This window comes from Streptomyces avidinii, assembly GCF_014650695.1.
Taxonomy (GTDB): Bacteria; Actinomycetota; Actinomycetes; order Streptomycetales; family Streptomycetaceae; genus Streptomyces; species Streptomyces avidinii.
In genome coordinates this window covers 399,862-423,881 of the sequence record NZ_BMVL01000007.1, presented here as the reverse complement: position 1 = coordinate 423,881, position 24,020 = coordinate 399,862, and the positions used below count along the sequence as shown (strand labels likewise).

At 71.5% G+C, this 24,020-nt stretch carries 24 protein-coding genes; 15 read left to right on the top strand and 9 right to left on the bottom strand.

Features of this window, described 5'->3' with window-relative positions; translation table 11 throughout:
* Positions 1 to 45: 45 nt before the first annotated feature.
* From IE257_RS21140 to mqnP, 3 genes are read left to right on the top strand one after another with little or no spacing between them, the layout of a single operon-like run.
* Positions 46 to 1,500: a menaquinone biosynthesis decarboxylase gene (locus IE257_RS21140; RefSeq protein ID WP_189970821.1), complete on the top strand. Its 1,455-nt coding sequence runs from the start codon at positions 46 to 48 to the stop codon at positions 1,498 to 1,500.
* Positions 1,497 to 1,973 carry a hypothetical protein gene (locus IE257_RS21135; RefSeq protein ID WP_229920546.1) on the top strand — a complete coding sequence of 159 codons (477 nt, stop codon included), beginning with the start codon at positions 1,497 to 1,499 and terminating at the stop codon, positions 1,971 to 1,973. Before IE257_RS21140 ends, IE257_RS21135 begins: the two co-directional genes overlap by 4 nt.
* The gene (gene mqnP / locus IE257_RS21130; protein WP_372453098.1) at positions 1,970 to 2,893 is read left to right on the top strand and encodes a menaquinone biosynthesis prenyltransferase MqnP; all 924 of its coding nucleotides are present in this window, start codon (positions 1,970 to 1,972) and stop codon (positions 2,891 to 2,893) included. The genes IE257_RS21135 and mqnP overlap by 4 nt, the downstream gene beginning before the upstream one ends.
* Here the strand turns inward: mqnP and IE257_RS21125 are convergent.
* Complete coding sequence (locus IE257_RS21125; RefSeq protein WP_189970819.1) at positions 2,890 to 3,516, bottom strand: rhomboid family intramembrane serine protease; 627 nt, start codon at positions 3,514 to 3,516, stop codon at positions 2,890 to 2,892. The two genes, mqnP and IE257_RS21125, sit on opposite strands and share 4 nt — an antisense overlap.
* An 86-nt stretch (positions 3,517 to 3,602) precedes the next feature.
* Between IE257_RS21125 and IE257_RS21120 the strand changes: the two genes are divergently transcribed.
* Positions 3,603 to 4,292 (top strand): UbiX family flavin prenyltransferase, encoded by a 690-nt coding sequence (locus tag IE257_RS21120; RefSeq protein ID WP_189970817.1) that lies wholly within the window; start codon positions 3,603 to 3,605, stop codon positions 4,290 to 4,292.
* On the opposite strand, the gene IE257_RS21115 is transcribed toward IE257_RS21120, so the two are convergent.
* Complete coding sequence (locus IE257_RS21115; RefSeq protein ID WP_189970815.1) at positions 4,289 to 4,426, bottom strand: hypothetical protein; 138 nt, start codon at positions 4,424 to 4,426, stop codon at positions 4,289 to 4,291. The two genes, IE257_RS21120 and IE257_RS21115, sit on opposite strands and share 4 nt — an antisense overlap.
* 122 nt (positions 4,427 to 4,548) lie before the next feature.
* Between IE257_RS21115 and IE257_RS21110 the strand changes: the two genes are divergently transcribed.
* From IE257_RS21110 to IE257_RS21090, 5 genes are all read left to right on the top strand, one after another.
* Positions 4,549 to 5,004 carry an Lrp/AsnC family transcriptional regulator gene (locus tag IE257_RS21110; protein ID WP_030710106.1) on the top strand — a complete coding sequence of 152 codons (456 nt, stop codon included), beginning with the start codon at positions 4,549 to 4,551 and terminating at the stop codon, positions 5,002 to 5,004.
* 61 nt (positions 5,005 to 5,065) lie between these two features.
* Positions 5,066 to 6,229 (top strand): aminofutalosine synthase MqnE, encoded by a 1,164-nt coding sequence (gene mqnE / locus IE257_RS21105; RefSeq protein WP_033224140.1) that lies wholly within the window; start codon positions 5,066 to 5,068, stop codon positions 6,227 to 6,229.
* 100 nt (positions 6,230 to 6,329) lie between these two features.
* Positions 6,330 to 6,854: a GNAT family N-acetyltransferase gene (locus tag IE257_RS21100; protein ID WP_189970813.1), complete on the top strand. Its 525-nt coding sequence runs from the start codon at positions 6,330 to 6,332 to the stop codon at positions 6,852 to 6,854.
* Between the two features lie 110 nt (positions 6,855 to 6,964).
* Positions 6,965 to 7,276, top strand: coding sequence for a DUF4229 domain-containing protein (locus tag IE257_RS21095; protein WP_229920545.1), 312 nt, complete (start codon positions 6,965 to 6,967; stop codon positions 7,274 to 7,276).
* Positions 7,277 to 7,647: 371 nt separating this feature from the next.
* Positions 7,648 to 8,967 (top strand): dicarboxylate/amino acid:cation symporter, encoded by a 1,320-nt coding sequence (locus IE257_RS21090; RefSeq protein WP_189970811.1) that lies wholly within the window; start codon positions 7,648 to 7,650, stop codon positions 8,965 to 8,967.
* A gap of 125 nt (positions 8,968 to 9,092) precedes the next feature.
* Here IE257_RS21090 and IE257_RS21085 read toward each other — a convergent pair whose 3' ends face one another.
* The 3 genes from IE257_RS21085 to IE257_RS21075 are packed head-to-tail and all read right to left on the bottom strand — an operon-like array spanning position 9,093 to position 11,253.
* Positions 9,093 to 9,413, bottom strand: coding sequence for a hypothetical protein (locus IE257_RS21085; RefSeq protein WP_189970809.1), 321 nt, complete (start codon positions 9,411 to 9,413; stop codon positions 9,093 to 9,095).
* On the bottom strand, positions 9,410 to 10,810 hold the full coding sequence (locus IE257_RS21080) for a hypothetical protein (protein ID WP_189970806.1): 1,401 nt from the start codon (positions 10,808 to 10,810) through the stop codon (positions 9,410 to 9,412). The genes IE257_RS21085 and IE257_RS21080 overlap by 4 nt, the downstream gene beginning before the upstream one ends.
* Positions 10,807 to 11,253, bottom strand: coding sequence for a hypothetical protein (locus IE257_RS21075; RefSeq protein ID WP_229920544.1), 447 nt, complete (start codon positions 11,251 to 11,253; stop codon positions 10,807 to 10,809). Before IE257_RS21075 ends, IE257_RS21080 begins: the two co-directional genes overlap by 4 nt.
* Before the next feature lie 536 nt (positions 11,254 to 11,789).
* Here IE257_RS21075 and IE257_RS21070 point away from each other — a divergent pair.
* Positions 11,790 to 12,653 (top strand): helix-turn-helix domain-containing protein, encoded by an 864-nt coding sequence (locus IE257_RS21070; RefSeq protein WP_229920543.1) that lies wholly within the window; start codon positions 11,790 to 11,792, stop codon positions 12,651 to 12,653.
* A 20-nt stretch (positions 12,654 to 12,673) separates the two neighbouring features.
* Here the strand turns inward: IE257_RS21070 and IE257_RS21065 are convergent, their stop codons facing one another.
* Entirely contained in the window at positions 12,674 to 13,474 is an 801-nt protein-coding gene (locus IE257_RS21065; RefSeq protein ID WP_189970802.1) for a DUF4190 domain-containing protein, read from the bottom strand.
* Between the two features lie 269 nt (positions 13,475 to 13,743).
* Here IE257_RS21065 and IE257_RS21060 point away from each other — a divergent pair, with 269 nt between their 5' ends.
* Positions 13,744 to 13,950, top strand: a complete 207-nt coding sequence (locus tag IE257_RS21060) for a hypothetical protein (protein WP_189970799.1) — start codon at positions 13,744 to 13,746, stop codon at positions 13,948 to 13,950.
* A gap of 116 nt (positions 13,951 to 14,066) precedes the next feature.
* The gene (locus IE257_RS21055; RefSeq protein ID WP_372453102.1) at positions 14,067 to 15,938 is read left to right on the top strand and encodes an AMP-dependent synthetase/ligase; all 1,872 of its coding nucleotides are present in this window, start codon (positions 14,067 to 14,069) and stop codon (positions 15,936 to 15,938) included.
* A 146-nt stretch (positions 15,939 to 16,084) separates the two neighbouring features.
* Here the strand turns inward: IE257_RS21055 and IE257_RS21050 are convergent, their stop codons facing one another.
* Positions 16,085 to 17,251 carry a lipase family protein gene (locus IE257_RS21050; RefSeq protein ID WP_189970795.1) on the bottom strand — a complete coding sequence of 389 codons (1,167 nt, stop codon included), beginning with the start codon at positions 17,249 to 17,251 and terminating at the stop codon, positions 16,085 to 16,087.
* A 208-nt stretch (positions 17,252 to 17,459) separates the two neighbouring features.
* Positions 17,460 to 18,470 carry an AraC family transcriptional regulator gene (locus IE257_RS21045; protein WP_189970793.1) on the bottom strand — a complete coding sequence of 337 codons (1,011 nt, stop codon included), beginning with the start codon at positions 18,468 to 18,470 and terminating at the stop codon, positions 17,460 to 17,462.
* A 198-nt stretch (positions 18,471 to 18,668) separates the two neighbouring features.
* On the opposite strand from IE257_RS21045, the gene IE257_RS21040 reads away from it, so the two are divergent.
* Together IE257_RS21040 and IE257_RS21035 are read left to right on the top strand one after the other, a co-directional pair.
* Positions 18,669 to 20,417: an AMP-dependent synthetase/ligase gene (locus IE257_RS21040; RefSeq protein WP_189970791.1), complete on the top strand. Its 1,749-nt coding sequence runs from the start codon at positions 18,669 to 18,671 to the stop codon at positions 20,415 to 20,417.
* A 318-nt stretch (positions 20,418 to 20,735) separates the two neighbouring features.
* Complete coding sequence (locus tag IE257_RS21035; protein WP_229920542.1) at positions 20,736 to 22,421, top strand: lytic transglycosylase domain-containing protein; 1,686 nt, start codon at positions 20,736 to 20,738, stop codon at positions 22,419 to 22,421.
* Between the two features lie 208 nt (positions 22,422 to 22,629).
* Here IE257_RS21035 and IE257_RS21030 read toward each other — a convergent pair whose 3' ends face one another.
* The gene (locus tag IE257_RS21030; RefSeq protein WP_007265804.1) at positions 22,630 to 22,833 is read right to left on the bottom strand and encodes a cold-shock protein; all 204 of its coding nucleotides are present in this window, start codon (positions 22,831 to 22,833) and stop codon (positions 22,630 to 22,632) included.
* Positions 22,834 to 23,070: 237 nt separating this feature from the next.
* Here IE257_RS21030 and IE257_RS21025 point away from each other — a divergent pair, with 237 nt between their 5' ends.
* Positions 23,071 to 23,934, top strand: coding sequence for a menaquinone biosynthetic enzyme MqnA/MqnD family protein (locus tag IE257_RS21025; RefSeq protein WP_189970789.1), 864 nt, complete (start codon positions 23,071 to 23,073; stop codon positions 23,932 to 23,934).
* Positions 23,935 to 24,020 lie beyond the last annotated feature (86 nt).

Genomic DNA, 24,020 nt, shown 5'->3' with positions numbered 1-24,020 from the left:
CCCCGGTGACGCCCCCAGGGTAGTTGGTGACGGATACTGACCCCTATGGCTTACGACGATCTCCGCTCGCTGCTCCGGGCTCTGGAGCGGGAGGGCGACCTCAAGCGCATCAAGGCCGAAGTCGACCCGTACCTGGAGGTCGGGGAGATCGTCGACAGAGTGAACAAGGCGGGGGGCCCGGCCCTCCTCTTCGAGAACGTCAAGGGCTCGGCGATGCCGCTGGCCATGAACGTCTTCGGTACCGACCGCCGCCTCCTGAAGGCCCTCGGCCTCAAGTCGTACGGCGAGATCAGCGAGAAGATCGGCGGCCTGCTGAAGCCGGAGCTCCCGCAGGGCTTCATCGGGGTCCGCGAGGCCTTCGGCAAACTCGGCTCGATGGTCCACGTGCCGCCGAAGAAGATCAAGGGCGAGGCCCCCGTCCAGGAGGTCGTCCTCACCGGCGACGACGTGGACCTGGACCTGCTGCCGGCCCTCTTCACCTGGCCCAAGGACGGCGGGTCCTTCTTCAACCTCGGCCTGACCCACACCAAGCACCCCGAGACGGGCGTGCGCAACCTCGGCCTGTACCGGCTCCAGCGCCACGACAAGCGCACCATCGGCATGCACTGGCAGATCCACAAGGACAGCCGCAACCACTACGCCGTCGCCGCGGCGAAGGGCGAGCGGCTGCCGGTCGCGATCGCGTTCGGCTGCCCGCCCGCGGTGACGTACGCGTCCACCGCGCCGCTGCCGGGTGACATCGACGAGTACCTGTTCGCCGGGTTCGTCGCGGGCAAGCGGATCGAGATGGTCGATTGCAAGACGGTCCCGCTCCAGGTCCCGGCCAATGCGGAGGTCGTGATCGAGGGCTGGCTGGAGCCCGGCGAGATGCTCCCCGAGGGCCCGTTCGGCGACCACACCGGCTTCTACACCCCGCAGGAGCCCTTCCCGGCCCTGAAGATCGACTGCGTGACGATGCGCAGGCGTCCGCTCATCCAGTCCATCGTGGTCGGCCGGCCGCCGACCGAGGACGGCCCGCTCGGCCGCGCGACGGAGCGTTTCTTCCTGCCCCTGCTCAAGATCATCGTGCCGGACATCGTGGACTACCACCTCCCGGAGTCGGGCGGCTTCCACAACTGCGCGATCGTCTCGATCGACAAGAAGTACCCCAAGCACGCCCAGAAGGTCATGCACGCCATCTGGGGCGCGCACATGATGTCGCTGACCAAGCTGATCATCGTGGTCGACAAGGACTGCGACGTCCACGACCTGCACGAGGTCTCCTGGCGGGCGCTGGGCAACACCGACTACTCCCGCGACCTCACCGTCGTCGAGGGGCCGGTGGACCACCTCGACCACGCCTCGTACCAGCAGTTCTGGGGCGGCAAGGCGGGCATCGACGCGACGAAGAAGCTGCCCGAGGAGGGCTACACCCGCGACGGCGGCTGGCCCGACATGGTCGAGTCCGACCCGGCCACCGCGGCCCTGGTGGACCGCCGCTGGAAGGAGTACGGACTGTGAGCCCGATCGTGGTGGGCGGCCCCGCCCTGTTCCTCGGCGACGGCACGCCGTGCGTCGCACTGGTGCGTCCCGAGCTCGACGTGAACGACCCGGGGCTGCGCCTCGCGGCCGAGCAGGCCGGGGTCACCCCCGAGGAGTTCGCCGGCGAGTCCGGCGTCTGGCAGGTGATGGCCGACCGCACGGACGGCGAGGGCCGCTCCTTCGATCTGCCCGAGCTGGCCGACGGCGACGCCGCGGTCTTCGCGGACGAGCTGCTGATCGGGCTGTCCGGTACCGGCGACTGCGAGCTGGAGCTCGCCGACGGCGTCCTCGTCCTCACCGTCACCTCCGCCGGCGAGGGCCGCAGCGCCCTGGCCGCACGGGTGGTGCCGCCGGCGGCGGAGGAGGGCGGACCGCTCGACCTGGAGCTCGGCACGCTCCCGGTCGCCGAGCTGCGCGACGAGGTCGCGGCGTTCCGCAGGAGCCTCGCATGATGACCACCGCAGAGGACGTCCTCGGCCCCGGCCCCGCGCCGGAGGCGAGCGGCAAGGTCAAGGCCTTCCTGAGGCTCGTACTGATCGAGCACTCGGTCTTCGCGTTGCCCTTCGCCTACATCGCGGCGTTCACCGCGATGTTCCGGCTCGACGGGCGCATCCACTGGGGCGTCCTGCTGCTCGTCACCATCTGCATGGTGGGGCTGCGGACCTTCGCCATGGCCGCGAACCGGATCATCGACCGCGAGATCGACGCCAGGAACCCGCGCACGGCCGGCCGTGAGCTCGTCACCGGCGCGGTGTCGGTCCGCGCGGCCTGGACCGGCGCCGGGATCGCGCTCCTCGTCTTCCTCGGCTCTGCGGCGCTGCTGAACCCGCTCTGCCTGGCGCTCGCGCCGGTCGCCGTGATCCCGATGGTGGTGTACCCGTACGGCAAGCGGTTCACGAACTTCCCGCACGCCATCCTGGGCCTGGCCCAGGCGATGGGCCCGGTCGGGGCCTGGCTCGCGGTCACCGGCGAGTGGTCGTGGGACGCGGTGATCCTGGGCCTCGCGGTGGGCGTGTGGATCGGCGGCTTCGACCTGATCTTCGCCTGCCAGGACGTGGCCGCCGACCGCGCGGAGGGCGTCAAGTCCGTCCCGGCCCGCTTCGGCGTCCCGGCCGCCCTCTGGGGCGCGCGCGGCGCGCACGTGGTGACCACGGCCCTGCTGGCCTGGTACGCGCTGGCCACGGACGCGGGCGTGCTGTTCTGGGCCGGCCTGGCGGTCGTCGTCGCCGCCTTCCTCTACGAGCACACGATCGTCAAGCCCCACGACCTGTCCCGCCTGAACCGGGCCTTCTTCACGGTCAACGGCTTCATCGGAATCGCCCTGTTCGCGTGCGCCCTGGCCGATCTGGCCGTGCGGGGTCTCACCCTCTAACTTCGGTGCGGCCCACCGTCGAGTGCACGGGCCGTCTCGCGTCCCCGCGCGGGAAGGGCGAAGGCCATGGCCGCTCCCGCCAGGAGGCCGAAGAGGTGGCCCTGCCAGCTGACTCCCGAGTCGTTCGGCAGGATGCCGAGGAATACGGAACTGCCCCAGAGGGCGGCGACGACCACGCCCACGACCACGCCCAGCGGCCGCCGTTCCACGAAGCCGCGCACCAGCAGGTAGCCGAAGAGGCCGAAGACCAGGCCCGAGGCGCCCGCCGTGATGCTGTTCGACGGGGAGACCAGCCAGACGCCGAACCCGTCCACCACGATGACGGCGGCGCACACGAGGAGGAAGCGGCGGATGCCGCTGAGGGCCGCGACGAAGCCGAGGGCCAGCAGCGGGACGGTGTTGGCCGCCACGTGGTCGAAGCCGAAATGGAGGAAGGGCGCGAGGGGTATTCCGGTCAGCCCGTCCGGCTCGCGGGCGATGATCCCGTACCCGTCCAGCGCATGGCCGGTGGCCAGGTCCAGCAGCTCGATCAGCCACAGCAGGGCCACCCAGCCGGCCATCAGCTTCCCCGCCGCCCTGGCCCGGTCGAGCTGCGTCCAGCCCTCTTCCACCGTCGTACTCATCCTCGTCCCCTCACCGTGTCCCGTCACGGGAACGTGCGGACACCTTACTGAGTGCCCATCGGTGGTGGCCGGATAGTCTCGGAGGTATGACTGAGCGCAAGCGCACCCCGTGGGTGGTCGGGGTTTCCGGGGCGTCCGGGACGCCGTACGCGGCGGCGGTGCTCCGCGGGCTGCTGGCCGCGGGGGAGAGTGTCGACCTGGTGGTGAGCCGCGCCTCGCGCCTCACCCTGCTGGACGAGACCGGGATCGCCTTCCGGGACGCGCACTGGCGCGAGGACCTGGGGGAGTGGCTGGGACGGGGAGCCGACGGGAAGCCCGAGACCTTCGCGCGGCCGGAGCTGGACGACGTCCGGTACTGGGGGGCGGGGGACCTGGCGGCGGGCCCGAGTTCGGGCTCGTACCCGGTCAAGGGGATGCTCATCGTCCCCGCGTCCACGGCCTGTGTGGCGGGCGTGGCGCTGGGGCTGTCGAAGGACCTGCTCCAGCGCGTGGCGAGCGTGACGCTGAAGGAGCGGCGCCGGCTGGTGGTCGCGGTGCGGGAGACCCCGCTGAACGGGCAGACGCTGCGGCATCTGGTGGCGCTGGACGAGGCGGGCGCGGTCGTGCTGCCCGCCTCTCCGGCGTTCTATACGGGTGCGACGCACATCCAGGATCTGGTGGACTTCGTCGCGGGGCGGGTGCTGGACGCGGCAGATGTGCCGCACCGGCTGTACCGCCGCTGGGAGGGGGAGCTGGGAGGCTCCCGTCCTGCCCGGGGGGCAGGTGGCGGTGACTAGGCCTTCTTCTTGCGGCCCAGCGGCTTGCGGGCCCTGTCGACGCGGTGGGCCGCGGCGGGCTGGTGGGCACGGGATCGGTTGGCCAGCTCCTGGAGCCCCCGCATGTGGGCGTAGGCCATCTCGATCGTGAACACGGTGAACCACTCCTGAAGATCGTCATTGATCTGCTGAAAGATTTCACAGGGTGTTGACCCTGTGTGCCTTAGATTCTATACCTAGACTTGCAGGATCGCCGAATAATGGAAGGCTCCACGTAATGGACACGGTGGACAGGCAGCTCATCCAGGCACTCCGGGAAAACGGTCGTGCCTCGTACGCGGAGTTGGGCCGTCTCGTGGGCCTCTCCGGCCCCAGCGTCACCGACCGCATCAACCGTCTCGAGACGGCCGGCGTCATCACCGGCTACCGCGCGACGGTGGACTCGCGTTCCCTCGGCCTCGGCGTCACGGCGCTGATCGGGCTCTCGATGTCCGACGCCGCCGACCACGAGGACGTGGCCCGGCGGCTGCGCGACCTCAACGAGATCGAGGACTGCTGGTTCATCGCGGGCGACGACTCCTTCATGCTCAAGGTGCGCGCCAACGACGTGGACGGCCTGGAGAAGATCATCCGCAGGCTCTCCGGCACCAAGGGCGTCTCGCGCACCCGCACCACCATCGTGCTCTCCACGAAGTGGGAGAACCGGGTCGGGGAGCTGCCCGAGGAAGCCTGAGAGTACGGTTGGGCAGGGTTCGCAGGACAGGCAGAGGCATCTAGAGGGAGGCGACCGGTACATGGACGCTGGGCTCAAGCGTGAGCTGGAGGAGAAGGTCCGCTCCGGCGAGCGGCTGACCCGTGAGGACGGTATCGCCCTCTACGAGTCGGACGACCTGGCCTGGCTCGGCGGCCTCGCCCACGAGGTGCGCACGCGCAAGAACGGTGACGTCGTCCACTTCAACGTCAACCGGCACCTCAACATGACCAACGTGTGCACCGCCTCGTGCGCGTACTGCTCGTTCCAGCGCAAGCCGGGCGAGAAGGACGCGTACACGATGCGCATCGAGGAGGCCGTGCGCCTGGCCAAGGCCATGGAGAACGACAACCTCACCGAGCTGCACATCGTCAACGGCCTGCACCCGAACCTGCCGTGGCGCTACTACCCGCGCTCGCTCTCCGAGCTCAAGAAGGCGCTGCCGAACGTCTCGCTGAAGGCGTTCACGGCGACCGAGATCCACCACTTCGAGACGATCTCGGGGATGTCGGCCTCCGACATCCTCGACGAGCTGATCGAGGCCGGCCTGGAGTCGCTCACCGGCGGCGGCGCGGAGATCTTCGACTGGGAGGTCCGCCAGCACATCGTCGACCACCGCACCCACTGGGAGGACTGGTCGCGCATCCACCGGCTCGCGCACGAGAAGGGTCTCAAGACCCCCTCGACCATGCTCTACGGGCACATCGAGGAGCCGCGCCACCGCGTGGACCACGTGCTGCGGCTGCGCGAGCTCCAGGACGAGACCGGCGGTTTCCAGGTCTTCATCCCGCTGCGCTACCAGCACGACTTCGTGGACATGCAGGACGGCAAGGTGCGCAACAAGCTCCAGGCGCGTACGACGATGGCGACGGGCGCCGAGGCGCTGAAGACCTTCGCCGTCTCGCGACTGCTCTTCGACAACGTGCCGCACGTCAAGGTCTTCTGGGTGATGCACGGCGTCCAGACCGCCCAGCTCGCGCTGCAGCACGGTGCGGACGACATGGACGGCTCGGTCGTCGAGTACAAGATCACGCACGACGCGGACAACTACGGCACCCCGAACAAACTGGGCCGGGACGACCTGCTGGAGCTGATCCGGGAAGCGGGCTTCCGCCCGGTCGAGCGCAACACGCGCTACGAGATCATCCGCGAGTACCCGGGTCCGGACGCGGACCTGCGCGAGACCCCGCAGGCGATGCGCGTCTGACGCACCGTCCGGCCGTCTCCCGGCGAGTCGACCCCGGCCCATGGGCCGGGGTTCGACTTTTTCCGGACCGGGCCGACGGAGTAATGGGTAAACTTGCAAAATGACCCTTACTTTCACCCTGGACCCGGTCGTCGACCCCTCCCTGAGTGATGGAATCCTGGCGCTGTGGGCCGACGTCTCCCACGCGGGCGGCGCCGTGGGTTTCGTGCCCCCGGTCACCCCCGACGACATCCGCCCCTCGCTCGACAAGCACCTCGCCGCCGTCGCCGACGGGGGCTGCCGACTGCTCGTCGGGCACGACGAGGACGGGGCGGTCGCCGCGACCGCCTTCCTCGCCCACAACACGCACCGGCTCCAGCTCCACTGGCTGTGGGCCTACACGGTGATGGTCCATCCGCGTCATCAGGGCAAGGGGTACGGGCGCGAACTGATGGCCGCGACGGAGGCCGCCGCCCGCTCCGTCGGGAACATCGACGCCATCCGCCTCACCTGCCGCGGAGGTCTCGGCCTGGAGCACTTCTACGCCTCCTGCGGCTACAAGGAGGTCGGCCGCGTCCCCGGCGCCGTCCGGGTGGCCCCGGGCGACGACCGCGACGACATCACCATGCTGCTGCCGCTGTACTGACGTGGGGACGGGCCCGCCGCCGCACCCCGGAGGGCGGTGGCCGGGTCCCGGCGTGCTTCACTGGACGGGCACCAGCCGCCGCAGACCACGACGAGAGAGAAGGGGTCACCGTGTCCCTCAAGCCGAGCGCAACGATCCGCTACACCGCGATGCGCCTGGGCATCTTCGTCGGATGCCTCGTCGCCGTCGCGGGCCTCGTCCGGATCGGCTGGGTGCCCGCAGGGCTCGGGGAGGCCAATGTCGCCTGGGTCGTCCTGCTCGCCCTGGTGATCTCCGCCCCGCTCTCCTTCGTCCTCCTGCGCAAGCAGCGCGACGAGATGTCCACGCAGATCTCCGGGCGCGTCGCGGGTGCGAAGGAGCGGCTCGCCGCGAACCGCACCCAGGAGGACCAGGCCGACGACGCGGCGCGAGTGGCCTCGTAACGCCCCAGTTGGCTTCATCACACACCGAACCGCCCCAGCACCGGGTATACCGCCCGTAACGCTGGGGCGGTGGCGTTTTTCCGGGCTGCGCAAGGGGGCCCCGTGCGCCGTTGTCTCAAAGGGCCCCTTTGAGATTCTCAAAGGGGAAGTGTTAGCGTGTTGAACATGTTGACCACAGTTGCGCACCCCCTGATCGCGAGCGTTCCGCTCGTGACGCGCCTGCACGTCGACCTCTGCCGCCGCGCGTCCGCGGCCTGTTGCTGTTGAGCTGAATCGATACAGCAGCCGTCCCGGCCGGCCCTTCCGGCTGCTGCCGCACCGCTTCACCACCGCAGTACTTCCCCCCTGTCTTCGTGCGCCACCTCCGGAGAGTGTCCGTGTCCGCGACCCCCCAGGCCCCCGCCAAGGCCTCGTTCAAGTTCCCCTTCTGGGCCCAGATCGTCGCCGGTCTGGCCCTCGGTGTCCTCTTCGGCTGGATAGCCCGCAGCCAGGACATCAGCTGGCTCGGCACCACCCTGGAGGAGGTCGGCGACATCTTCATCCAGCTGCTGAAGCTGGCCATCGCCCCGCTCGTCTTCTTCGCGATCCTGGTGTCGATCACCAACCTGCGGAAGGTGAACAACGCCGCACGGCTCGCCACCCGCACGCTCCTCTGGTTCATGATCACGTCGCTGATCGCGGTCGGCATCGGCATCGGCATCGGCCTGCTGACCGACCCCGGTGCGGGCACCGGCCTCACGGCCGCCGACGGCAAGGACCCCAAGCGGACCGGCTCCTGGATCGACTTCCTGACCGGGATCGTCCCGACGGACATCGTGACGCCCTTCACCGAGCTGAAGGTCCTTCAGATCGTCTTCCTGGCCGTCGTCGCCGGTATCGCCGCCCTCCAGCTCGGTGCCAAGGCCAAGCCCGTCCTGGACCTCGCCGAGTCCGCCCTGGAACTGCTCCAGAAGGCCCTGTGGTGGGTCATCCGCCTCGCCCCGATCGGCACCATCGGCCTCATCGGCACCGCGATCGCCACCTACGGCTGGGACCTGATCGGCAAGTACGCCACCTTCACCGCCGACGTCTACATCGGCTGCGCCCTGGTGATGTTCGGCGTCTACCCGCTGCTGCTCGCGACGGTCGCCAAGGTCAGCCCGATCCAGTTCTTCAAGGGCGCCTGGCCCGCCATCCAGCTGGCCTTCGTCTCCCGCTCCTCGGTCGGCACCATGCCGGTCACCCAGAAGGTCACCGAGCGCCTCGGCGTCCCGAAGGAGTACGCCTCCTTCGCCGTCCCGTTCGGCGCCACCACCAAGATGGACGGCTGCGCCGCGATCTACCCGGCGCTCGCCGCGATCTTCATCGCGCAGATCTTCGACGTGCAGCTGGGCATCAAGGAGTACCTGCTCATCGTGTTCGTCTCGGTCATCGGTTCGGCCGCCACGGCCGGTCTGACGGGCGCCACCGTCATGCTGACGCTGACCCTCTCCACGCTGGGCCTGCCGCTCGCGGGCGTCGGTCTGCTGCTGGCGATCGACCCGATCCTGGACATGATGCGCACCGCCACCAACGTGGCCGGCCAGGCCCTGGTCCCGGTCATCGTCTCGGCCCGCGAGGGGATCCTGGACAAGGAGGCCTACGCCTCCGCCTCGGGCTCCCCGCTGGACGAGCCGGCCCCGGCCGCCGAGTCGGTCGTCGTCGCGGCCTGACCCGCAGCGCCCCGTACGGAACGGCTCGCCGCAGCCCCCGCCCCCGTCCGGGCGGGGGCTGCGGCGTTCGCGCGGCCCGCGCCGTCAGCCCCCGGGCAGGCCGATGTCCTCGCGCCGGCGCCTGATCAGCCGAGCGTCGCGCCGCGGATGTACGCGGTCAGCCCGAGGATCAGGGGCGGGGCGAACCACCACAGGCCCATGGTCCGGCGCACGCTCGGGATGACGGTGATGAGCAGGCCCAGCGCGCTCAGGGACACGGAGACGAAGCACATCGCGGCCACGCCCTCGTAGCCCTGGTGGTCCCACTCGGCCTGCGGCCCGGCGAAGAGGGCCCCGGTCACCGCGACGGCGTTCAGCAGGTGGATGATCCCGAGCGGGACGCCCAGGACCCACCGCAGGCACCCCTGGTCCTCGGGCAGGTCGATGCTCTCGCGGGGGTACGTCATCGCATTGCGTCCTTCGCTTGACCGAGGTTCCCGACGAACCGGTCACCGTAGCCCTGGGCCTTGGGGAGGTCCCAGTAGGGTCCCCCGTTGTAGCGGGCGGCGATCTCCCGCATCTGGGCCTCCGTCATCCGATCGGCGGGCACGTCGGCGAGACCGCTCTCCGCCTTGATCTGCGCCAGGTAGCCGGCGGCTATGAAGGCATTCTGCTTGGGGTCCTGCAGGGCCTCCTCCACCAGGGTCCGCTGGTGGTCGGTGAGGTTCGCCGGGTCGTAGCCGAGCACTTCGGCGCCGCGCCGCAGCTGGATGGCGATCGGTCCGTACGAGGTCTCGTCCAGCCCTCCGCCGAGCCGCCACGGAAGGTTCTCGGGGGTGACCGGGCTCAGGCCCCACGGAGCGGCGGCCTGTTCACGGATCGTGCCGGTCACGTCGTCCAGCAGTCCGGGCTGGTAGCCGCCGATCTCCTGCCAGGCCACGCCCGCGACCAGCTCTTCCGGCAGTCCCGCGTTCCTGGCCGCCGCCCGCAGGATCTCCTTGTTCTGAGAGATCCAGTCCGCGTGCATGCCGTCCGTGACGAGGGGAACCCAGTAGTTGTCGGCGGCGTCCGGCAGCCCGGCGACCCGCATTTGGATGTCGCGGAGCTGCGGGGAGACCGGGGTGTCCGGCCCGACCGGGCCTGCCATGTCCTTCTTCGGCCCGCTTCCCGGCAGATGGGTCAGCGGGTCGGTGCGGGCCTCCGCCGCCTCGCGGCGGATGTCGGCCATGGCCGCGTAGATGTCGACCCCGCCCGCGCCGCCCTTCAGCCTGAACTCGGGCAGCAGCTCGTACGCCTGCTTCAGCGCGTGGACGCAAGAGCTGCGCGCCTCCTGCTCGGCGGCCTTGGCCAGGTGGAAGTTGCCGCCGGCGTCGTCGTGGAGGCGGTCGGCCTCCTCGCGGATGTCGTCCACGTCCATCGTGAGCTCGGCGAGACCGTCGAGGAAACCGGTCGTCGCCCGCATGTCCTCCCACTGGCACATCGGCTCCGCCTCCTGCGCGGTGCGGGTGATCGCGGTGCCCTTCGTGGCGATCAGCGCGGCGAGCCTGCGTTCGGCGCCCTTGCCGTTCGCGTAGTGGGACTTGGCGGTCGTCAGCGCCGCCGCGTACGCGTTCAGGGCACTCGCTGCCTTGTCGTACCCCTCGGCGATGTGCTGCACGAGCTGCCGGGCCTCGGAGAGGCGCGAGGTGTACGTGTGGCTGTTCTCGCTGTGCCATTCGGTGCCGGTCTCGGCGCGGCGGGCGGGCGTCTCGGCCTGTACGAGCAGATCGCGCAGGCGCTTGAACTCGGCGGCGTTGCGCTCCACCAGCGCCGGATTGCACTCCTCCAGGAACTGGACTTCCTTGCGGTGGGCGATCCCGCTCACTTGGCCTCCGGCTGTACGTACCGCCCCGATGCGAGGAGGTCGGAGAGGAAGGAGCGGGCGGTGTCGTCGTCCACCTGAGCGAAGTCGGTGCCGGCCGTCTTCAGGCGCGTGGCCAGGGCGGCGAGCAGGTTGACCGTGTCCTTGAACTGGTCGTCGGCGAACCGGGCGAAGCGCAGGACCTCCGCCGAGACGTCGGCGTGCGCCCGCGGGGCGCGGGCCATGGTGCTCGCCTCACCGTCGGGCCGGCCCTCGTGGAGGAGCGCGGCGATCTCGATCAGCAGGTTGGCGTTGCCGTTGATGGAGGCGGCCCCGGCCACCAGACTCCCGGCCGGACTCCCCGGCACGCCGCCGTCGGTGGGGGCGTGGTTGAGGCGCATGGCGGGCGACGGCTGCTGCGCGAGTACGGCGGCTTTGTGCTGCGCCCATTCCGTGTCGAACGACATGTGTCCCCTGGGTGGTTGATAACCGGACATGACCGGATTCAACTGATCATGTTCATGGGAGACGTGGGAAGGGGACCGTACGGTTCCAAGGGGCGCGGAACCGACAAGAACGGGTGCGGATCCGGCCCGCGTCCGCACCCGCGCCCGACCCCGCCCGCGCCGGTGGGACCGGGCCGTGGGGAGCCGCGCGCCGGGGTGCTCGGACGTATAAAGACCAAAGAACCGGGGGAAAATACCAACCCACCCCACCCAACCGGCACGCGTCGCTCGGTCGGGTGAATCGTGCCAACTGGGCTGGATTTCCTATGGGTTGCTTGGCATATGCTCGCCCCGGCAACCTCAGACATGAGACGGCCCCCGACGGGACTGCGAATCCCGGCCGAGGGCCTGACCAATCAGGAAGCTTCAACCTTCCCCATGGCTACCAAGTAGGAAGCAATCCCTTCCCCATGGCTTTTGAGCACCCTACCGCGCCCGTCTGCGCCTCGCCCCGAGTTCCCTGCGGGACCCCCCGAACCGGTGTCATCCACGTCAACGTGCGGCTCGCCCGTCACTACACCGTGGTCGCCAACCACCTCGCCCAGCACGGCCGGTTGTCGGCGACGGCGATCGGCGTCGCGGTGCACATCCAGTCGCTGCCCGAAGGGGCGCCGGTGAGCGTCAAGGCGCTCGCCGCGCGGTTCCCGGAGGGCGAGATCCGGATCGCCACCGCCCTGCGGGAGTTGGAGAAGCACGGCTTCCTGGAGCGGCGGCGCGAGCGGCCGGCGACCGGCCGGGTCGTGACCCGGACGTACTCGTACAACATGCCGGGAGCCACCCCGGGCGGGCCGCCGGAGCCGCCCGGGCCGCCGGACCGGGCACCCGTACCGGAGCCGGTGGTGGTGCCGGAGCCGGGGCCGCAGCCCCAGGAGGTCTCCGCGCCCGCGCCCGCACCCGTGCCCGCGCCCGCTGCCGCTCCCGCGCAGGAAGCCGTGCCCGCCCCCGCGCCGGAAATCCCTGCTCCGCCGGAGGATCAGCGCCTGCACCCCGGTGCGGTCGACCTGCTCGCCGGCCTGCGGCGGCGCGACCCGCGGCTGCTGCTGGGCGAGCGCGACGTACGGTGGCTCGCGCCGGGCGTATCGGCCTGGCTGGAGCGCGGGATCGCCCCGGAGATGGTCGCGCGGGCCCTGTGCGCAGGCCTCCCCGAGCAGATGCGGCGCCCCGCGTCCGTACTCGCGTACCGGCTGGCCGAGCTGATCCCGCCGCACCTGCCCCCGGCCCCGCCGGGCCCGGAGGCCCGGGACATGAGGCCACCCGACCCGCTCCAGAACTGCGGCGGCTGCGATCGCGCCTTCCGCGCCCCGAAACCGGGACGCTGCCGCCACTGTCCGCCCGCCGAGGGCGGGGCCGCCGCGGCCTGACGACCGCCGCGGGCCGTGGCTCAGGAACCGGCGACGCGGATCGAGCCGGTGGTGGGACCGTTGGGATCGCCCACGAAGCAGCTGATTTCGCGGTCGCCGCGGATCCAGGTGGTGGCCTGGGGGTAGTAGTAGTAGATCTCCAGCTTCCCGGGGGGATTCACCTCGGCGCCCACGTACGCGGTGAACGCCGGTCCCCCGCACTTCTCCTCGGCGATGGCGACGATCTTCTCCGTGCCCGGGTACGCGCCGTCGTCCAGCTTGACGACGGCGAACGTCTCACCCTTGTGCGGCTGGTCGCACGGCACGATGCGCACCGAGAGGGCGGCCTGGCCGCCGTCCTTGTCGTGGTAGTCCTTCAGGTCGTCGGTGGTGTTGAAGCAGTCCCCCTCGCGGACGTCGTTCACGCCGCCGGAGACCGGTTCGGTGACCTCGCCGCTGCTGTCGCGCTTCGGCGGGGTGTCGTCCAGCGCTCCGGTGAGGCCGAGGACCACGAAGATCCCGTAGAAGGCGATGGTCACGCCGTGGATGACGATCGCCGCGACGGCGAGCCCCTTGCCCTTCTCGCCGCGCGTGCGGATCTGGGAGAGGGCGATGATGCCGAGGATCAGCGGGACCAGGGGCAGCGCGCAGGCGAGCGACATCACGAACGCCACGATGGCCAGGGCGTTGGTCTTCTGCGGCTGCGGTGCGTACCAACCCGGCTGCGGGCCGCCGACGTACGGCCCGGGCTGGCCCGGCTGCCCCGGCTGCCCCGGGTATCCGTACCCTCCCGGCTGCGAGTACGGGCCGGGGGAGGACGGCGGCTGCGGCGGTATGGACATGCTGGTGGAGCTCCTTGCTCAGAGGGTGGGACGCGACAACAGCCGGGCGGCACGCGGCCGCTCCGCATCCGGCGTGGTCCCGGACGCCTTCCGCGGGCGGCGGTTGCCGTGCCCCGACGCACTGCCTGCCGACGTTGTCGTGCGGCCCCACGCTACCTGGCGGGTCCGACACCCTTCGGGGGTCCGGGCGGCGGCGGCCGTCGCGCGGCGCTGCCCGGAGCGGTCCGTGCACATGGTGTGAAGGCCGCGCACGGGCCGGGCGCACTGCCGTGGCCGACCTGACGGGCGATCGACTCCACGGCGGCTTCGGTGCGCGCCGGCGGGTCGGCCGCCAACGCCCGGCGCCGGTCGGTCGGGTGGGCCGTCGTCGGCCGGCCGACCGGCTCGCCGAGGCGGCGGGCGACCGGGACTTCCGTGACGGCGTGCGGACCGACCTCGCCTCCGGGGTGTGGGGCGGTGGCGTGGAGCGTCCGTGAAGAACGGGTCCAGGGGCTGGTCGGGCCGGTTACCCCTCCGTAGATTACCGGCGGTAACGCTCGTGCCGAGCCGAGGAGAGTACGCCGTGGAAGCCGAGCTGAAGCCGGTCGGTCCCGTGGGACCGGTGGGACCAGTGGGACCGGTAGAACCCGTCAAGACCGTGATCGGCGGGGTGGTCCGGGAAGTGCGGGTGCCCGCGCTCGTGGCCCCGCCGGACCGGGGGTCCCTCGGGGACCTGCCGTTCCAGAACGCCTGGGAGGCCCCCGGGGAGGCGGTGCTCGCCCGCAAGGACCGCGAGGGCGTCTGGCACGACGTCTCGGCCGCGGAGTTCGCGGCCCAGGTGCTCGCCGTGGCCAAGGGCCTGATCGCCGAAGGGCTCCGCGAGGGCGACCGCCTCGCCATCATGGCCCGGACCACCTACGAGTGGACCCTGCTCGACTTCGCCGGATGGGCCGCCGGGCTGGTCACCGTACCGATCTACCCGACCTCCTCCGCCCTCCAGGCGCGCTGGATCATCCAGGACTCCGGGGCCGTGGCCTGCGCCGTCGAGGACACCGCGCAGGCCCGGCTCATCAGCGCCCAGCGCGGCAACCTGCCCTGGCTGACGCACCTGTGGGAACTCGACACCGGTGCGGTGGCCCGGCTGGTCAAGGCCGGGGAACGCATCCCGGACGCGGTGGTGCACAACCGCCGGGTCGCCCGTACGCCGGACTCCGTCGCGACCCTCATCTACACCTCCGGCACCACCGGGCAGCCCAAGGGATGCGTGATCACCCACGGCAACTTCTACGCCCAGGTGGACAACGCGGTGGAGCTGCTGCACCCCGTCTTCAGGTCCGTCAGCAAGGACCCGGCCTCCACCCTGCTGTTCCTGCCGCTCAGCCATGTCTTCGGGCGGATGGTGGCCGTCGGCTGCATGCGGGCCCGCGTCAAGCTGGGGCACGCGCCCAGCATCAGCACCGAGGACCTGCTCGCCGACCTCGCCGGCTTCCGGCCCACCTTCCTGCTGGCCATCCCGTACGTACTGGAGAAGGTCTACAACACCGCCCGCGCCACCGCGGAGAAGATGGGCCGGGCCTCCTCCTTCGACCGGGCCGCCCGCATCGCGCAGCGCTTCGGCGAGGTCGCCGAGGGCAAGGCCCCCGGCCTCGGACTGCGGCTCGCCCGGTCCGTGTACGACCCGCTCGTCTACCGGCGGATCCGGGCCGCGCTCGGGGGCCGCGTCCGCTACGTCCTGAGCGGCGGATCGCCGCTGGGCCGGCGGCTCGCCGCCTTCTACACCGGCGCGGGCGTCGAGGTCTTCGAGGGCTACGGGCTGACGGAGACCACCGGCGCGAGCACCGTGACCCCGCCGCAGCGCCCCCGCCTCGGCACCGTCGGCTGGCCGCTGCCGGGCACGGCCGTACGCATCGCGGACGACGGGGAGGTGCTGCTGGGCGGCGGCCACGTCTTCGCCGGCTACTGGAACGCGGCGCAGGCCGCCCCGTACGGGAGCTGGCTGGCCACCGGCGACATCGGCGAGCTCGACGCCGACGGGTACCTCACCATCACCGGCCGCAAGAAGGACCTGATCATCACCTCCGGCGGCAAGAACGTGGCCCCCGCACCGCTGGAGGACTGGCTGCGGGCCCATCCGCTGGTCGGCCAGTGCATGGTCGTCGGCGACAACCGGCCGTACATCACCGCACTGATCACCCTGGAACCGGACGGTCTCCACCACTGGCGCCAGATGCACAAGAAGCAGAACGTGCCGATCCGCGAGCTGGTCCGGGACGAGGAACTGCGGGCCGACCTCCAGCGTGCGGTGGACGAGGCGAACCGGCTGGTCTCGCGGGCCGAGTCGATCCGCCGCTTCGCCGTCCTGCCGGTCGACTTCACCGAGGCCCGCGGCCACCTGACCCCGTCGCTGAAGCTCCGACGCGGCGCGATCACCCGCGACTACGCCGACCGCATCCGGGAGCTCTACCGCGGTCCGCGCGAGCCCTGACGCGCGCGGACCGCCACGGGCGAGCGCATGCACCGCCCGGCCCGGTCGGCGTACGGGAGTACGCCGACGAGTTCCTCCTCCGCGGGCGGCTGTCGTCCGGGAGCCGGTCCTGCCCCGCCGGGAGGTGCCCGACGGGGCGCATCGGGTCAGCAGTTGGCGTGGGTCGGGCGCCCGGCGAAGCGGTCCGCCAGCCAGTTCCCGGCCGCCGGGGAGTGCGTGATCACGCCGCTGACGTGCTCACCGACCCACACGGTGTCGAACTCGACGTTCGCACCCCGCGCGCACCAGTCGGAGCGCAGCCGGCGGCCCACCCCGTACGGGATCAGCTCGTCGGCGAGCGCGTGGTATTGGTACACGGGCGCGGCCGGGGCGGTGCCGCCGAGCCGGCTCCGGTTCAGCCGGGCCCGCCAGTCCGGCTGGGCGAGCGGGTCGCGCGTGGTGAGGTCGGAGATCCGCTTGAAGGACCCGGCGATCGAGTCGATCGCGACGCAGTTCTCCTTCATCCCGGCGACCAGCGCCCTGCCCGGCGGGTTGAGGTAGGAGTCCAGTTTCAGCTCGGGGAAGGCCGCGTCCTGCCCGGCGGCCGCCATGAAAATGAGTCCGGACCCGTAGGAGCCGTTGTTGAACTCGGCCACCTTCAGCAGGTCCCCGGGGACCCCGCCGGTCGCCGTGCCCTTGACCTGGAGCTCGGGGGCGTACGAACCCTGCAGTTCGGCGGCCCAGCTGCTGGCCTGGCCGCCCTGCGAGTAGCCCATGATGCCCACCGGGCCGTTCGCGGACAGTCCCGCCTCGGGCAGCCGCTGGGCGGCGCGCGCGGCGTCGAGGACGGCGTGCCCGGCGGAGGGGCCCACGGTGTAGGTGTGGACGCCCGGGGTGCCGAGACCCTCGTAGTCGGTGACGACCACGGCCCAGCCGCGCAGGGTGAGCTGCTGAATGAGGTTGGCCTCCATGGCGGTGCCGTGGGGGAGGTTGTTGCTCGGCGCGCAGGAGTCACCCATCCCGACCGTGCCGACGGCGTACGTGACCAGCGGGCGCGGCCCGGTGCGGCCGTCCTGCGGAACGATGACCGTGCCGGAGACGATGTTCGGGGCCCCGTCGGCGGTGGTGGACCGGTAGTGGATCTTCCAGGCCTTGGTGCCGGTGGGCTGGCCGGGCAGCGGGTGGAAGGCGGAAGGGGCGCTGCTGACGACATCGCCCGGGGCGCCGGCGCCGGCGGTGGAGGCGGTCGCCGTGGGGACCGCGGCCGAGACGGTCAGGGCGGCGGCCAGGGCGGTCACGGTGGCGAGAGGGGTGCGGTGGCTTCGGAAGCGCATGGGCGGCTCTCCCAGGGGGATCGTTCCGTGCGGGGTAGGTGAGGTGAAGGTAGTGACCGACCGGTAGGAAGGTCGCTGACCGCACAGCTCACCTTTCCTGACCCGCCCTCGCACGCGCCCCGCCCTTGCACGGGCCCCGCCCTTGCACGGGCCCCGCCCTCGCACGCGCCCGGGCCGCGGTCCGCCCCGGCCGCGGACGGGCCCGGCCTCAGCCGCCCGAGGCGATCCGGTAGGCCCCCGGTGTCGTGCCCGTCCAGCGGCGGAAGGCCCGGTGGAAGGCCGTGTCCTCCGAGAAGCCCAGCCGCGCGGCGAGTTCCGCGATCGGCTCCCCGCTCTCCGCCAGGCCCGCGATCGCCGCGTCCCGCCGCACGTGGTCCTTCAACTGCTGGAAGGACGTCCCCTCCTGCTGGAGCCGGCGGCGCAGCGTCGCCGGCGACACCGCGAGGCGCGCCGCCACCTCGCCGAGCGCGGGCAGCCGCGGCGACGTGCGCAGCCGCTGCGTCAGGGTGCGGCGTACCTGCTCCGCGACCGTGGTGCCGTACTCCGGACGGGACAACAGGTCGAAGGGGGCGCGGCGGAGCATCGCGTCGAGCGCGGGCTCGTCCCGTACGAGCGGTGCGGTCAGCCAGTGCGCGTCGAAGACCGCACCCGTCCGGTCCTCGCCGAAGCGAACCGGACAGTCGAAGAGCGTCTCGTACTCCTCCCGGTGCGCCGGCGGGGGATAGCGGAAGGCGGCGTACGCGAGCGGGATGCGCCGCCCCACGAGCCAGCTGCTCAGCCGGTGCCAGATGGCGAGCACGCACTCGGTGAGGAACCGGTCCTCGTCCCGGGCGAACTCGTTGCGCACGGTGAACCGGGCCTCGTCGCCGACGACTTCGAGCGCCAGCTCCGGCTCGCTGGGGAAGAGTCCGTAGAAGGCGGCGGCCCGCTCCGTGGCCGCGCCCAGGTCGCGGCAGCCGAGCGAGGCGTGGCACATCATCGCGAAGGTGCCGGGGCGGCTCGGAACCGGACTCAGCGCGAGGAACTCGTCCTGCGTGGTCCGGTACAGCGCCCGGAAGAGCCGGGCGAACTGCGCGGGCGTGATCCGCGCCCGGTCGTCGCCCAGCAGCAGCGGCGGGATCTGCGCCTCCTGGAGCAGCGGCACGGTGTCGATGCCGCTGCCGCGGGCCCCCGAGAGCAGGGCCCGTACATGGTGCACGGTGATCGTCCGCCTCCCCATGGCTCCGACGGTAGCCCGCCGGGGCCCGGGGCGATACGGACGCGGAGGCACGGATGAGCGCCGGGGTCAGTGGGGGTGACGCTTCCGGTCATGCCGCGGCGGCGGTCCGCCTGCCTAGCGTCGGAGGGGGCGGAGGTCACCGGCCCAGGTCACGACCCAGGTCACCAACCAGGTCACCAACCCCCGGGAGGGCATGCGATGGACGGTCGACCGAGCACACTGGCGGTGTTCACCCAGTGGACCGAGGAGCGGTACGGGCCGGAGCCCGCCCTGCGGTTCCGGTCACCCGACGGCGAGTGGCTCTCCCGCACGTACGGGGAACTCGGCGCGCAGGTGCGGGCCGTCGGGTGCGCGCTGCTCGGCCTGGGCGTGGCGGCCGGGGAACGGGTCGCCGTACTGGCCGAGACGCGGCCGCAGTGGACGTACACGCACTTCGGGGCGCTCGCGGCGGGCGCGGTCCTCGTACCGGTGTATCCGACGGCGGGGGAGGAGGAGGTCGCCTGGGTCCTCGCGGACTCGGAGGCGGTGGTCGTGGTCTGCGACGACGGGCGGCAGGCGGCCCGCGTCGAGGCCCTGCGGCCGAAACTGCCCGCGCTGCGGGCGGTGGTGCTGATGGACGAACTGGCCGAACCGGCCGAACCGGCCGAACCGCCTCGCGGGGTGGCGGAGTCCGAACTGCTGGCCCGAGCGGCGGCCGTGACCCCCGGGGCGGACGCGTCGATCGTCTACACCTCGGGCACGACGGGCCTGCCGAAGGGGTGCCGCCTCACCCACGGGAACCTGGGGGCCGTCCAGGACGCCACCGTCCCGCTGATCAAGGGCGGGCCGGGGGACTCGACCTACCTGTACCTGCCGCTCGCGCACATGCTGGCCCAGCTGATCCAGTACACGACCCTGATCGCGGGCGGGGAGCTGTGCTACTTCGGCGGCCGGATCGAGAACGTCCTGGCGGAGCTCGCGGAGGTGGCCCCCACCCATCTGCCATCGGTGCCGCGGCTGTTCGAGAAGCTGCACTCGGTGGTGCTCTCGCTGGCGGAGTCGCAGCAGGGCGGCCGCGAACGCTTCGAGGCGGCGGTGCGGGTGGGGGTGCTGGCGGCGGACGGCCGCCTCCCGGAGGAACTCCGGGCGGAGCACGAGGCGGCCGAGAAGGCGCTGTACGCCCCGGTCCGCGCCGCCTTCGGCGGCCGGCTCCGGTGGGCGCTCACCGGCGGCGCCCCGATCGCCCCGGCGACCCTGGACCTCCTGCGGGCCTGCGGGATCTGCGTGTACGAGGGGTACGGGATGACGGAGTCGGGCGGCGTCATCTCCCTCAACCACCCGGAGGCGGTGCGCCACGGGACGGTGGGCCGCCCGATCGCGGACTGCGAGGTGCGGATCGCGCAGGACGGGGAGGTGCTGGCGCGCGGGCCGATGGTGTTCCCGGGCTACCACGCCAACACCGCGGCGACGGCCGGGGCGCTGGACCCGGAGGGCTGGCTGCACACCGGTGACCTGGGGGAGCTGGACGCCGACGGCTTCCTGCGCATCACCGGCCGGAAGAAGGAGCTCATCATCACCTCCGCCGGGAAGAACATCACCCCGACGGAGGTGGAGTTCGCCGTCCAGCGCTCGCGCTACGTCTCCCGCGCGGTCCTGATCGGAGACCGCCGGCCGTATCCGGTCGCCCTGATCACGCTGGACGCGCAGGAGGTCACGGACTGGGCGACCCGCGAGGCCCTCGACCTGGGCCCCACCCCCGCCACGCACCCGGCGGTCCACGCCCTCATCGACGCGGCGGTCACGGAGGCCAACCGGGCGGTCTCCCGCCCGTCCCGCATCCGCGCCTTCCACATCCTCCCGGAGGACTTCACCCCGGAGGCGGGCACACTGACGCCGTCCCTGAAACTCCGCCGGGGCGTGGTGGCGGAGCGCTACGCCCCGGAGATCGCGGGGTTGTACGGGGGGTGAGGGGGCGGGATGCGGGGTCAAGCCACGGGGCGCCGGATCCGGCCGTGGCGGGATCCGGCGCCCCTTCGGTCGCGACCGTCGAGGCGTGCCGCAGCAGGGGGTAAATTGGTGCTCATCGGGGTGATCCGGGCGGGGAGTTGGGCGGGGAGTCGGGTGTTCTGTCCGTTCGGCCATGAGACCCGGGTGAAGCCGAGACGAATGGTGCGTCACATCTGCCGGCGCGACGGCGAGTCGGGTTCGAATACCTGATAGACAGTGGATATTCACGGCTAGACCGGCCGTATACCTTTGACGGCTCCTTGGGGGGATCGCCGCACTGTGAAGCCGCTTCACCGCCACCTCGTCAACACCTCGCGCAAGGTCCTGTGCACGGCCGCACTCGCGGCCAGCCTGACCACCGCCGCGGTCGTGACCAGTCCGTCGACCGCCGACGCGGGAGAGTCCGAGCCCACTCCGGACAGTCCGCAGGCCGCCGACCGCGGTGACGCCCGGCTGGATCTGCCCGACATCGTCGCCGACCCGCCACCCACCGGCGCCGGCGCAACCGAGGGAGCCAGCGGGATACCCGCGACCGCCCTCGACGCCTATCACCGTGCCGAGGTGTCCGTGGCCGCGGCGCTCCCCGGCTGCAAGCTGCCCTGGCAGCTGCTCGCCGGTATCGGCCGCGTCGAGTCCGTCCATGCCTCGGGCTACGGCCTCAAGGCCGACGGCTACACCGAGAAGCCCATCCGCGGCCCCCGCCTCGACGGCAACGGCTTCGCCGAGATCCGGGACACGGACGCGGGCGAGTGGGACGCGGACGCCGTGTACGACCGGGCCGTCGGCCCGATGCAGTTCATCCCGTCCACCTGGCGCACCTGGGGTGCCGACGGCAACGGGGACTCCAAGCGCGACCCGAACAACATCTACGACGCGGCGCTGGGCGCGGGTCTCTACCTGTGCGCGGGAGACCGCGACCTGTCGGTCGCGGCCAAGCTCGACGCGGCGATCCTCAGCTACAACAACTCCCGCGAGTACGTGAACACCGTGCTCGGCTACATGCGCCAGTACCAGACGGGCGGCGCCACCGAGGTGGCGAACCCGCCCGCCGGGGACTATTCGACGCCGCCGCCGGGCACCACCCTGCCCAGCCCGCACGTGCCGACCCCCACGCCGACGCCCAAGCCGACGCCGACCCCCACACCGACTCCGACGCCGAAGCCCACTCCGACGCCGGAGCAGCCGAAGCCGCCCGCCGCCCGCCTGGCGAGCCTGACGGTCCTCAGCGGTCCGGGCCTGACGGCCGAGGCCGGTGCGGCCTTCACCGACGTCCCGCGGGTCAAGGTGCTCCTGAGCGACGGCAAGCCCGCCGTCAACCAGGAAGTGATCTTCGCGGTGGAGAAGGACACCACCGGCGGCACCCTCTTCGGTACGGCGGACTCCCTGGTGGTCAAGGCGGGCGCCGACGGCATCGCCGCCGCGCCCGGCCTGAAGGCGGGCGCCAAGGCCGGCACCTTCACGCTGCGCGTCTCGGCCTACGACCCGCAGGGCGGCTTCACCGAGAACCTCGACGGCAAGGTCACGGTCACGGTCGCGGACAAGCTGGCCCGTGCGGGCGACGCGAAGCCGCTGGAGACGATCGCCGGCAAGAGCTTCACCGACGTGGAGGTCTTCGCGACCGCCGCCGGCAAGGCCGTCGCGGGTACGGAGACCGTCGCCGACCTGGTCGTGAAGGACGCGGACGGCAAGTGGGTCCCGGTGGACCCGGCGACCGCGAAGGGCCCGTACTTCAAGGACGAGGCCGGCAAGAAGGTCTTCGGGCAGCTGCTGGCCAGGACGGGAGCCGACGGCAAGATCGTCCTGCCGGAGCTGTTCACCACGGACGTGGCCCCGGGCACCTACTTCGTGCGCCTGACCACCAAGGAGAACGTGACCCTGGTCCTGGAGCTCAAGGTCACGGCTCCGGCCACGACCCCGGCTCCGACCCCGGACCCGGCTCCCACGAAGACGGCGACCCGCCCCTGAGGCAATAGGGCCGGCAGTCGCCGGCCGGTACGCCAGTGGCCCACGGCACCGTTCCCACGGTGCCGGGGGCCACTGCGTTGCCCCCCCCGGCCGGCGGACGGCCGGGGCGGGGCAAAAAGGCAGGAGCCCTGCCTGATCTGCTCGCGCAGAGGGGACAGGGCTCCTTGGGTACTGCATTTCCAACCCGCGATGGGATTGGCCCAGGCGACTAGGCCGGGGTGACGTTCTCCGCCTGCGGGCCCTTCGGACCCTGCGTGACGTCGAAGTTCACCTGCTGGTTCTCCTCCAGGGAGCGGAAGCCAGAGGCGTTGATCGCGGAGTAGTGGACGAAGACATCCGGGCCGCCGCCGTCCTGGGCGATGAAGCCGAAGCCCTTTTCAGCGTTGAACCACTTCACGGTTCCGGTAGCCATGAGCCCTCCTATGGGCCAAAGGGTCGCCCTGCTCCAGAACCTGCTAAGAAGTCTGAAAACTACAAAAGCCTGCGGGTCACATTCTCCGCAGGCCTCGTACTGCAAGGGAAACCAAACTGCAACTTGCGGCGAGCCTAGCACGCACTCTGTGGTGGAGACCAGAGGGAAAGATCACGTCACCCGGACGTTTGAGACCCGCTGGAAGGCTGACGCCGACCCGGGGGCTAGTCTCGCGATGTGGACCTCTATCGCAGCCGGCCCCGCGTCGGCCACATTCAGTTCCTGAACTGCCTGCCCCTCTACTGGGGGCTGGCCAGAACCGGCACTCTGCTGGACCTGGAGCTGACCAAGGACTCCCCCGAGAAGCTCAGCGAGCGCCTCGTCCAGGGGGACCTGGACATCGCCCCGATCACCCTCGTGGAGTTCCTCCGCAACGCCGACCAGCTCGTCGCCTTCCCCGACATCGCGGTCGGCTGCGACGGTCCGGTGATGTCCTGCGTGATCGTCTCGCAGGTCCCCCTGGAGCAGCTCGACGGCGCCCGCGTCGCGCTCGGCTCCACCTCTCGTACGTCCGTGCGCCTCGCCCAGCTGCTGCTTTCCGAGCAGTACGGGGTACGGCCCGACTACTACACCTGCCCGCCCGACCTGAGCGTGATGATGCAGGAGGCGGACGCGGCCGTACTGATCGGGGACGCCGCGCTGCGCGCCTCGCTGCACGACGCACCCCGGCTCGGGCTGACCGTGCACGACCTCGGGCACATGTGGAAGGAGTGGACCGGGCTGCCGTTCGTCTTCGCCGTCTGGGCCGCCCGCAAGGACTACCTCGCCCGCGAGCCCGCCGTCGTGCGGGAGGTCCACGAGGCCTTCCTCTCCTCCCGGGACGTCTCCCTGGAGGAGGTCACCAAGGTGGCCGAACAGGCGGCCCGTTGGGAGGCCTTCGACGCGGAGCTGCTGGAGCGGTACTTCACGACCCTCGACTTCCGCTTCGGCCCCGAGCAGCTGGCCGGCGTACGGGAATTCGCGCGCCGTACGGGACCGACGACCGGGTACCCCGCGGATGTCGACGTGGAGCTGCTCAGCGCGGTGGTCCAGGAGGCTTGAGCGGGTTTACCCGGCGGTAGTCCAAAGGCCCGGCGGGCGAATGTGCGGTTTACCGGGAATTCTCGCCCTTTTTGCATTTCTCGCCC